The sequence below is a fragment of the Actinomadura roseirufa genome (assembly GCF_900659635.1).
GTDB classification, from domain to species: domain Bacteria; phylum Actinomycetota; class Actinomycetes; order Streptosporangiales; family Streptosporangiaceae; genus Spirillospora; species Spirillospora roseirufa.
Genome location: NZ_CAACVB010000262.1, coordinates 1 through 10290, shown reverse-complemented (window position 1 = coordinate 10290; position 10290 = coordinate 1). Strand labels below are relative to the sequence as shown.

Annotated in this window: 9 protein-coding genes; 4 read left to right on the top strand and 5 right to left on the bottom strand. The window is 72.9% G+C overall.

Translation table 11 applies throughout. From position 1 onward, the window contains the following. Positions 1-71: 71 nt before the first annotated feature. Complete coding sequence (locus E1291_RS34145; RefSeq protein WP_131742202.1) at positions 72-725, bottom strand: response regulator transcription factor; 654 nt, start codon at positions 723-725, stop codon at positions 72-74. A 207-nt stretch (positions 726-932) separates the two neighbouring features. Between E1291_RS34145 and E1291_RS42555 the strand changes: the two genes are divergently transcribed. Further along, a complete protein-coding gene (locus tag E1291_RS42555) occupies positions 933-1109 on the top strand; it encodes a hypothetical protein (RefSeq protein WP_165495423.1) in 177 nt (58 codons plus the stop codon). Between the two features lie 174 nt (positions 1110-1283). On the opposite strand, the gene E1291_RS34140 is transcribed toward E1291_RS42555, so the two are convergent. The 3 genes from E1291_RS34140 to E1291_RS34130 all read right to left on the bottom strand — a co-directional run bounded on the left by E1291_RS34140 (position 1284) and on the right by E1291_RS34130 (position 4335). Beyond that, complete coding sequence (locus E1291_RS34140; protein WP_131742201.1) at positions 1284-2093, bottom strand: inositol monophosphatase family protein; 810 nt, start codon at positions 2091-2093, stop codon at positions 1284-1286. Further along, positions 2090-3028, bottom strand: coding sequence for a ferrochelatase (locus E1291_RS34135; protein WP_131742200.1), 939 nt, complete (start codon positions 3026-3028; stop codon positions 2090-2092). The genes E1291_RS34140 and E1291_RS34135 overlap by 4 nt, the downstream gene beginning before the upstream one ends. Before the next feature lie 68 nt (positions 3029-3096). Then, entirely contained in the window at positions 3097-4335 is a 1239-nt protein-coding gene (locus E1291_RS34130) for a lytic transglycosylase domain-containing protein (RefSeq protein ID WP_131742199.1), read from the bottom strand. 130 nt (positions 4336-4465) lie between these two features. Between E1291_RS34130 and E1291_RS34125 the strand changes: the two genes are divergently transcribed. Together E1291_RS34125 and E1291_RS34120 are read left to right on the top strand one after the other, a co-directional pair. Then, positions 4466-5692, top strand: a complete 1227-nt coding sequence (locus E1291_RS34125; RefSeq protein WP_207401087.1) for an MFS transporter — start codon at positions 4466-4468, stop codon at positions 5690-5692. A 9-nt stretch (positions 5693-5701) separates the two neighbouring features. Next, positions 5702-7009 (top strand): D-arabinono-1,4-lactone oxidase, encoded by a 1308-nt coding sequence (locus tag E1291_RS34120; RefSeq protein WP_131742198.1) that lies wholly within the window; start codon positions 5702-5704, stop codon positions 7007-7009. 349 nt (positions 7010-7358) lie between these two features. Here the strand turns inward: E1291_RS34120 and E1291_RS34115 are convergent, their stop codons facing one another. Beyond that, a complete protein-coding gene (locus E1291_RS34115; RefSeq protein WP_131742197.1) occupies positions 7359-8285 on the bottom strand; it encodes a hypothetical protein in 927 nt (308 codons plus the stop codon). A 442-nt stretch (positions 8286-8727) separates the two neighbouring features. On the opposite strand from E1291_RS34115, the gene sepH reads away from it, so the two are divergent. Beyond that, a partial coding sequence (gene sepH, locus E1291_RS34110; RefSeq protein ID WP_131742196.1) for a septation protein SepH occupies positions 8728-10290 on the top strand: 1563 nt, incomplete at its 3' end.

The window sequence follows — 10290 nt, the reverse complement described above, 5'->3', positions numbered from 1 at the left end:
GGCCGCGCCGGAACCGGGCGCGCCCTGCCCGGTGGGACGCCGCACCGGCTCCTCCCAGGCGGATCCGGCGGTCACAGCCGGTATCCCACGCCGGGCACGGTCTCGATCACCGGGGGGTCGCCGAGCTTCTTGCGGAGCGTCATCATCGTGACCCGGACCACGTTCGTGAACGGGTCGATGTGCTCGTCCCAGGCCTTCTCCAGCAGGTGCTCGGAGCTGACGACGGCGCCGTCGGCGCTGAGCAGCACCTCCAGGACGGCGAACTCCTTGCGGGTCAGCTCGACCGGGCGGCCGTCGCGCAGGACCTCGCGGCGGGCCGGGTCGAGGGTGATCCCGGCGCGTTCCAGCACCGGCGGCAGCGGCGCGGCGGCGCGCCGGCCGAGGGCGCGCACCCGGGCGATCAGCTCGGCGAACGCGAACGGCTTGGCCAGGTAGTCGTCGGCGCCGATGGACAGCCCCTCGACCCGGTCGTCCAGCTCGCCCGCCGCCGTCAGCATGATGATCCGGGCGGGGTAGCGCTGCGCCACCAGCTGCTTGCACACGTCGTCCCCGTGGACCCGCGGCAGGTCGCGGTCGAGCACGATCACGTCGTACTCGTTGACCCCGGCCCGCTCCAGGGCCCCCGCGCCGTCGTAGGCCACGTCCACCGCCAGCGCGTCCCTGCGCAGGCCGGTGGCGATCGCGTCGGCGAGCACCCGCTCGTCCTCGACGACTAGAACACGCACAGCTTCTTCCCCCTCCGGTCGGGGCGGCTCCCGCCCCGGGTCCCAGGTATGCCACGGGGCCCGTAAGACGCCCGTAAACACCCGTTCAAGCTGCCGTCCGCGACCCCGCCTAGGCTTGCCGTAAGGATCCACGAAAATTGCATCGGCGAACAGGTTTACCTTCAGCCTAGGGCTGGGTAGGCATGGGCACGATCCGGGAGGAGGCCCATGGGCGAGTTGTCACGCACGATCCAGCAGCGGCTCGATGACGCTTACGCGTCGCTGCGAAGCGCCCACGCAGATGGCGACACCTACCTGGTGGACATCCGCCAGGAGGAGATCAAGGAGCTGCGCCGGATCGCAGCGAACCACGACATTGGCGTAGAGCCACCCCGCTGCGACTGAGCGGTCCTTTGTTCACCGCAATCCCGGCCCAGGGGCTCGCCTCCGGCGTCGCCCCGCCGGACAGGTAACGCTCTCGCGCGGCGGCTGAGGGTCACCGTGAAGCAGACCCTGGTCGCGCGTGTTTCGACAGAAGCCCGGGACATTCGTCCCGGGCTTCCGTTCGTCCGTCCGCGGTCAGTCGTGGAGGGGGTCCAGGGACGCCAGGACGTCGTGCAGGGCCTCGAACGTGCCGGGGCCCGCCGCGATGGTCAGCTCCGGTCCCGCCGGAGCGCCGCCCAGGCCCTCGACCCTGCCGCCCGCCTCCTGGACGATCAACGCCCCCGCAGCGACGTCCCACGCCTGGACGCCGCGCTCGTAGTAGGCGTCGACGCGGCCCGCGGCGAGCGAGCACAGGTCCACGCAGCAGGAGCCGCCGCGCCGGATGTCGCGGACGGCGGGCAGCACCCCGGTGAGGACCCGCGCCTGCCGGGCCCGGCGCTCGGCCGCGTACCCGAACCCGGTGGCCACCAGCGCCTCGCCCAGCGGGACGCGAGAGTTCACCCGGAGTTCGCGGGCGCCGGAGGCGGTGTGCAGCAGGGCGCCGCCGCCGCGCACCGCCGTGTAGGTCTCGCCGCGCCGCGGCATCTCCACGGCGCCGGCCACCGCGACGCCGTCGACCTCGGCGGCGATGCTGACCGCCCAGTCGGGCAGGTCGTAGAGGTAGTTGACGGTGCCGTCGATCGGGTCGATCACCCAGCGGACCCCGCTGCCGCCCGCCCGGGTGCCGCCCTCCTCGCCGAGGAAGCCATCGCCGGGCCGGGCCGCGGTGATCCGCTCGATGATCAGCGCCTCGGCGGAGCGGTCCATCTGGGTGACGACGTCGGTCGGGCTCGACTTGGTCTGCACCACGTCCGGGCCGTCCGCCGGGCGCTTGTCGACCAGCATCCGGCCGGCCTCCCGCGCGGTCTCGGCGGCCAGCTCCAGGAGCTCGTCCGGCAGGCTCATCCGGTTCCCTCTCTCGCCGCGGACGCCTCCGCGGCCTCGGTCAGCAGCTCGCGCGCGAGCGCGGCGAAACGCGGGTCGGCGCCGGGGGTCGCGGCCCTGGCGAACGCGATCCCCAGCTCGGCGGCCCGCTCGGCGGCCTCGACGTCGAGGTCGTACTTGACCTCCATGTGGTCGGAGACGAACCCGATCGGGACGGCCGCGACCGCGCGGACGCCCTCGCCGTGGAGCTTCTCCAGGTGGTCGGTGATCTGGGGCTCCAGCCACGGCTGCGACGGCGGCCCGCTGCGGCTCTGGTAGACGAGGTCCCATGGCGCTCCGGGAGCCGCCTCGGCCGCGACCGCCGCCGCGACCTCCTCCAGTTCCGCGACGTACAGGTCACGGTTGGGCTGGTCGAGCGGGACGCTGTGCGCGCTGAACACCAGTCGCGCGCCGTCCGGCAGCCGTCCCAGGGCGTCCCTGGCGGCGTCCGCGAACGGCTCCACGAACCCTCGCCGCCCGCAGTAGACGGGCAGTTTGTCGATCTCGGGAGCGCCCGGTACCTCCTCGCGCGCACGCGCGATGTCCTCCAGGTACTGGTCGTTGGTCGAGTAGCCGCTGTAGGCGGAGGTCACGAAGGCGGCCGCCCGGCGCACGCCGTCGGCCTTCATGGTGCGGACGGTGTCGGCGAGGAAGGGCGCCCAGTTCCGGTTCCCCCAGTAGACGGGGAGGTCCACCCCGTGGGCCGCGAAGTCGGCCTCGATCGCGGCCTTCAGGTCCCGGCACTGCCCGTTGATCGGGCTCACTCCTCCGAAGAGGTAGTAGTGCTCGCCCACCTGCTCGAGCCGCTCTCGCGGGATGTTGCGGCCGCGGGTCACGTTCTCCAGGAAGGGGATCACGTCATCGGGCCCTTCCGGCCCCCCGAAGGACAGCAGAAGCAACGCGTCGTACGACGTCATGCCCCCATCCAATCAGCCCTTTCCGGGTGCCCCGTCCCGCCCTCGGCCCCGGCGCGTCCGGGGGCGGGTCACTTGAAGCGCGTGGCGTACGCCTGCGCCAAATTTAGGACCTTCTGGACATACCAGTCAGCATGGTTGTACTGCCAGATCGCCTTGTACAACTGCTGACCGCCCTGTCCGGCACCGTTGGCGCACAGGTACTTCGCGGCGCCGGGGACCGCGTCGTAGGGGTTCATGATGTCGGCCTTGCCGTCACGGTCCCCGTCCACTCCATAGGACTTCCATGTGGCGGGCATGAACTGCATCGGGCCGAGCGCGCCAGCGCTGGACGGCCCCGCGTTGCGGCCGTGGTCGCTCTCCACCTGCCCGATCGCCGCGAGCACCGTCCAGGACAGACCGGAGCAACTGGTCGCCGCCTGCTTGTACAGGTCCAGGTAGCTGCCGGGGCGGCCGCCCTCCCCCGACGTCCGGTACTTGCCCTCGTGCAGGTTCACCACGTTCGCGCCGCGCCCGAGGACCCGGGTCACCTGCGCGGCCACCTTCGCCGGCTCCGCCCCTGGCGCGTTGACCAGCACCGCGACGTTCGGGACCAGCCCCATGTCGGCGCCCGTCCGCGAGCCGACCAGCATGTCGATCCCCGGGAGGCCGAACTGGCCGGAACCGCCCATCGTCAGACTCAGCACCGTCTTCCCGACGACCGGATACCGCGAGCCCCGGTTCATCTTCAGCTGGTCCGCGGCGGCCGGGGACACCGCGAACTGGTTCGCGGCCAAAGCCGACCACAGCCCGGTGTTCGTGGCGGTGCCGGGCGGCGTCCACGACCGGAACGAGGACGGGTCGACGGCGAAGGCGTTCACCTGCCGTCCTTGGAGTTGCACGGCGCCACCCGCCACCGCCACCACGTCCCGGACCTTGGACAGCTTGGTGAGCTTCGCGATCCTGTCCGCGGGGATCGGATCCCCGCTGACGGCCAGCACATCCGGCGGGACGACCCGGCGCAACGGCGCCACCTGCCCGCCGTCGGCCACGTTGACCGGTCCTCCGGGGCCTGGAGCGGGCATGGGGTCCGCCTGAGGCGTCCCTGACGCACTGGATTCCCGCTCGTCCGCGGTCAGCGCCGCGTAGACGCCGGTGGAGGCGGTGCTGAACGCCAGCAGGGCGATCCCGGCCACCGCGAACGGCAGGCCGCGCCCGCGCGGTCGCCCGCCCGCCGGCCCCCCGGCTCCGTGGCGTCGCCCGTCCGGCTCGACGGACGCCTGCTCGCTCGCGCCGGAGGCGCGCGGTGCTGATGGAGGAGCCACAACCATTCCCAACGAGTCTCGCCGCGGACGAGTTGCCTGTCATTTCACATCATTCCCCCAGGTAACGTGATCATGGGGCTGAGGTCGGAAGACGTGGCACGGGACGCCCCGGTCCCGGCCGCGAAAGGAGAATCAGGTGGCCAGTCCGTATCGGGAGCTGCTCACGGTCCCGGGGGCCCGGCTCTTCGTCACCGCGGGGCTCGTCGGCCGCATGTCGATGTCCATGGTGGGCATCGGCATCGTCCTCTTCGTGACCGCGGTCACCGGCTCCTACGGTGTCGCGGGGGCCGTCACCGCGACCCTGTCGGTCGCCTTCGCGGTCGGCGCCCCGCTGAGCGCGCGCTTCGCCGACCGGTACGGGCAGCACCGCGTCCTCGCCCCGCTGGCGGTGGCCAACACCGTGAGCTTCGCCGCGCTGATCACGGTGGGGCAGGCCCGGCTGCCGCTCTGGACGCTGTTCACCGCCGCCGCGGCCGCGGGGCTCACGCAGGTGTCCCTCGGCGCCTGGGTGCGGGCGCGCTGGGCGCACGCCCTGCGCGAGACCCCCGCCCGCATGCACACCGCCTACTCCTTCGAGTCGGTCGTGGACGAGACGATCTTCATCGCGGGGCCGATGCTCGTCACGGTGCTGTCCACCGGGGTGCACCCCGCGGCGGGCCTCGTCGCCTCGGCGACCTGTACGCTCTCCGGCTCCCTGGCGCTGGCCGGGCAGCGCGGCACCGAGCCGCCGCCGCGGCCGCGCGAGCCGGGCGGCGGGGACGGGGTGCTGCGCAACACGGGCCTCGTGGTGCTCACGCCGGTGTTCCTCATGCTCGGCATGACGTTCGGCTCGACCGACGTCACCGCGGTGGCGTTCGCGGAGGAGCAGGGCCATAAGGCGCTCGCCGGGGCGCTGATCGGCTGCTACGCCCTGGGCAGCGGCGTGGCGGCGCTCTGGTACGGGGCGCGGCACTGGAACGCCCCTCTCGCCCGCCGTTTCCAGGCGGGCCTCGTGCTGCTGGTGGCGGGGCTCGTGGGACCCGTCCTGGTCGGCGACCTCTACCTGATGATGTTCGTCGTCTTCTTCGCGGGATTGGCGATCTCCCCGACGATCATCCCGGGGTTCGGGCTGGTGGAACGGCTCGTCCCGGCCGGGGCGCTGACCCAGGGGCTCGCGCTGGTCTCCACGGCGATCGGCGTGGGGGTGGCGCTCGGCTCCTCGCTCGCGGGCCGGTCCGTGGACTGGCAGGGCTCGCGCACGACGTTCCTCATCCCGCTGGGATGCGCGGTGGCCGCCGCGCTCATCGGGATGGTGGGGCTCCGGACGATGCGCAAACATGAATCTTCTTCGCGTCTGCTGGTCGCGCCGGAACCCGCCGAGTAGAGTCCGGGCATGTCTCCCGAGAGCACCACGTGGCGGAACTGGGCGGGAAACCAGCAGGTCACGGCCCGGCGCGCGGTGACGCCGCGCACGACCGCGCAGGTCGCCGACGCCGTCCGGTCGGCCGCGGCCGACGGACTCACCGTCCGGATGACCGGCACCGGGCACTCCTTCACCGGCGCCGCCGTCGCCGAGGGGGTCCTGCTGCGCCCGGCCGGCCTGACCGCGGTCCGCTCCGTCGACACCGCCACCGGGCTGGTCACCGTCGAGGCGGGGCTGCGGCTCGGGGAGTTCAACCGCGTCCTCGACCAGCACGGCCTCGCCCTGGCCAACATGGGCGACATCCAGGAGCAGACCGTCGCCGGCGCCATCCAGACCGCCACGCACGGCACCGGACGCGACACCTCCGGGCTCACCTCACAGGTCGCCGCGCTGGAACTGGTCCTCGCCGACGGCTCGGCCGTCACGTGCTCACCGGACGAGCGGCCCGACCTGTTCGACGCGGCCCGCGCCGGGCTCGGCGCGCTCGGCATCGTCACCGCCGTCACCTGGCAGACGGTCCCGGCCTTCCTTCTCCGCGCGCAGGAGGCGCCCATGAAATGGGACCAGGTCCTCTCGCGCCTGGACGAGTTCGACTCGGCCAACGAACACTTCGAGTTCTACTGGTTCCCCCACACCGAGGGGTGCCTCACCAAACGCAACAACCGCGTGGAGGGCCCCGCCGAGCCGCTGCCGAAGATCAAGCACTGGCTGGACGACACGTTCCTGTCCAACACCGTCTTCGGGGCCGTCAACCGGGTCACGCACCTGGCGCCCGCCACCACACCGTTCGTCAACGCCGTCTCCGCCAGGGCGCTCGGCGCGCGCACCTACAGCGACACCTCCTACAAGGTCTTCACCAGCCCGCGGACGGTGCGCTTCAAGGAACAGGAGTACGCGATCCCGCGCGAGGAGCTGCTCCCCGCACTACGAGAACTCCGCGCCCTGTTCGCCAGGAAGGACTGGCGGATCAGCTTCCCCATCGAGGTCCGGGTGCTCCCGCCCGAGGACGCCTGGCTGTCGATGGCCTACGGCAGGCCGACCGCCTTCATCGCGGTGCACGTCTACCACCGCGACCCGCACGAGGAGTACTTCCGCGCCGTCGAGGACCTCATGACCGCGCGAGGCGGCCGTCCACACTGGGGCAAACTGCACACCCGCGACGCCTCCGCACTGGAAGCGGCATACCCGAGGTTCGGCGACTTCCAAGCGCTGCGCAACGAACTGGACCCCGACCGCCGCTTCGCCAACCCCTACACACGCCACGTCTTCGGAGACTGAATTCATTGCAAGCCCGGCCCACTGCGCTCGCCTGGCGGCTCGCTCCGTGACCGTGCTTGTGCGAGCGCGAATCGCTTCGCGATCTTCCCGGCGGGGCTCGCCTTCGGCTTCGCCCCGCCGGTCAGGTAGCGCGCTCGCGTGACGGCTGAGCACACCTGTGAGGGACGACCTTCAGTGTCCCGGCGATCTACTCCGTCGAGCCGTGCGTGGACCTGTGTCGGCGCCGCCTTGGCCGCCTGAGGGGCCGCCCTCACCGCCTGTGTTCTCGGTCGACGCAGGCCCGCCGGTCAGGGCGTTCGCGTGGCGGTCGGGGGGCGCTGGGAGGGACGCGCTTCAGGGGTACGGGCGGTCACTCGGTTGGAGCCGTGCGTGGTCCTGTTTCGGTGCCGCCTTGGCCGTTCGGGGTAGCGCCCTCGCCGCCCGTGCTCTTGGTCGGCGTGGGGGTGTCCGGCTTTGTCGGCTCGGTGGGGGTCGTGGGGGTGCCCGTCGTGGGCCGGTCGCTCGGGCGGCCCGTCGTCCCCTCCTCCGGGTGCGTGCTGGAACCGGTCGACGGGACCTCGCCGGAGGGCTCGCCGCTCGGCGACGCGCCGGGCTCCGTCCGGTGCGTGGACGGCGACTCCGGGCGCCGGTCGGACGTCCCGCCTCCGTCGCCGCCGAGGACCTTCGTCACCGTCAGTCCCTTGCTCTGGGCGTTCCCGATCGGCGTCCCCGTCGTCGCCTCGTACAGCGTGATGCCGCCGATCACGATCGCGAAGACCGCCGCCGACGACACGACCAGCTTCACCCAGTTCCGTTTGGCCCACTCGACCGTGTTCTGCAGCGCCGACCGCCGGACGACCTCCCGCACCGCCTCGGCGCCGGCCTCCTGGGCGAGCGCCTCCGCGACCGTCTCGGCGGGCGTGCGGTCCAGGCGCGTGGCGTTCGGGTCCCCACCGCCCGGCAGCGGCAGGTCCAGCCGCGTGGCGTTCGGGTCGCCCGCCGGCCACGCGACGGCCCGGGTCGGGTCCGGGCTCCGCGCGTCCGCCCCCGCCTCCCGCGCCGCCTCACGCCGCTGCTCCGCGGCCTGGAGGTGCGTCAGATCCTTGATCTGCGCCCTGCCCTGGTCGAGGTAGTGCTTGCAGACCGTGGAGCCCGCCGTCGAGGCCACGCTCATGAAAGCCGCGCCCAGGATCGTCCCGTACACCCCGAGGTAGGACGCGCCGACGGCCGCGGCGAGCGTCGCCACCCCGCTGGCGATCAGCTGCGTCGTGCTCAGGTCCGGCAGCTTGCGCCGCATCGGTTGGTCCCCTCCGTTCGATTGCCCAAATTTCCCCCAAAACGAAACTAACCGTCACTTGACGGTGTTCCAGGCATGGACGTGATGCTCGTAACGCGAAACCGGTGGAGCTCCGGGACGCCGTCAGGCACAGTGTGGAAAAGGATGCACAAGAATCAGGCAGGGCGCCCCCGACCGGACCGCGACACCGGCAAGCTAGGTCAGGTGCCCTCTTCGGCCTTGTGAAGAGGGCTTCGGGAGCGGCGATGTTCGGACATGCCGGGTACGGTGCTGGCAGCAGGTGTGTCCGAAAGAGAGACTCGGGAACCCGGGGGAAGGGCACGCATGCGCCCTCGGCGGGCATCGGACGACCGGCCGGTGAGAGCACGGTGGAGGCGGGCTCGGCACCGGCGGCGTCGGACGGCGCCCTCCGTGCCGTCAGGACAGGGCAGGAAGGACACGCATGCAGGAGCTGCGCCTCGTCGCGGTCAGCGAGGACGGTACGTACCTCGTCCTGGCCACCGCGGGCCGAGGCACCCGGTTCACCCTGCCCGTCGACGACCGGCTCCGCGCCGCGGTCCGTGGGCACTTCTCCCGCCTCGGCCAGTTCGAGATCGAAGTGGAGAGTCCCTTGCGTCCTAAGGAGATCCAGGCCCGCATCCGCTCCGGCGAGACCGCCGAGGAGATCGCCGAGTCCGCGGGCATCCCCGTCGAACGCGTCCGCTGGTTCGAGGGGCCCGTCCTGCAGGAACGCGAGTACATGGCCCAGCAGGCGCAGCGCGTGCCCGTCCGCCGGCCGGGCGAGACCGCCCCGGGCCCGCCGCTCGGCGAGACCGTCGAGGAGCGGCTCGGCCGCGGCGGCGTCGACCTCGAAGAGGTCGAGTGGGACTCCTGGAAGTGCGAGGACAACACCTGGCGCGTCCGCCTGTCGTTCTTCGACAACGGCCGCCCGCACGCCGCCGAGTGGGTGTTCGACCCGCGCCGCCGGCACGTCTCCCCGCTGGACGAGATCGCCGCCCGCCTGACCGCCGTCGAGTGGGACGACGAAGGCCTCTCCGACACCGTCACCCCGCTCGTTCCGCGCCGTCCCGCGATGAAGGTCGTCTCCGACGGCCGCGACCTCACCGCCCGCGGCATTCCCAGTGAGGCCGAGCACCCCGGCGAGCGCTCCCCCGAGCCGCTGCGCGCCGCCGCGCCCCGCGAGTACGTCGTCGAGCGCGCCCGCGTGCTCGAACCGCGCCCATCCTTCTCCGCCCGCGACGCGGGCGAGTCGTCCCGGCTGCGCGAGGCCGCCGACCGCCGCCCGGCCGAGTCCGCGCCGCTCCGCCGCGCCTCCGCCCCGCGCGAGACGGCCCGGTTCCAGGAGCCGGAGGACGGCGACCTCTACGACGGCCGCTACGACGAGGACACCACCGAGACGGCCGCCGCGCACCCCGCAGCGCCCTCACTGATCGGCACAGCGGACGAGTTCCACGACGACGCGGCCTCCGCCGAGAGCGACCTCGTCGACGCCGACCCCGCCGCGGACGAGCCGGACGAGGACGTCCAGGAGCAGGAGACGCTCCAGGCCGACGAACTGGCCGAGGCCCTCGACGCGGAAGACGCCGAAGCCGACCAGGCCCGACAGGACACCGAGCCCGGCGAGGCCGCTCCGCAGTCCGCGGACACCGAGATCTCCGCCGAGACCGACGAGGACCCCGCCACCGAGGCCCAGGACGCCGGCCCGGACGGCGACCTCGCCGAAGACGCCCCCGAGGGGGCCGCCGCCGTTTCGCACGACGCCCACGAGGACGACGCCCGGGAAGAAGACCGGCCGGCCGCCGCCGTCACCGGCGAGGCCGAGCCGGACGAGGACGCGCGGGAGGACGACGAGGCCCCGGCGGCACCGCCCGCCGAGGACCTGACCGAGGAGGACGTCCCGGAGCAGGAGCCGGCCGAGCGCGAGACCGGCGAGGACCCGGCGCCCGCCGCGGCCGCGCCCGCCGACGTGGAACCCGAGGCGGCCCCGGCTCCTGCCCCGCGCCCG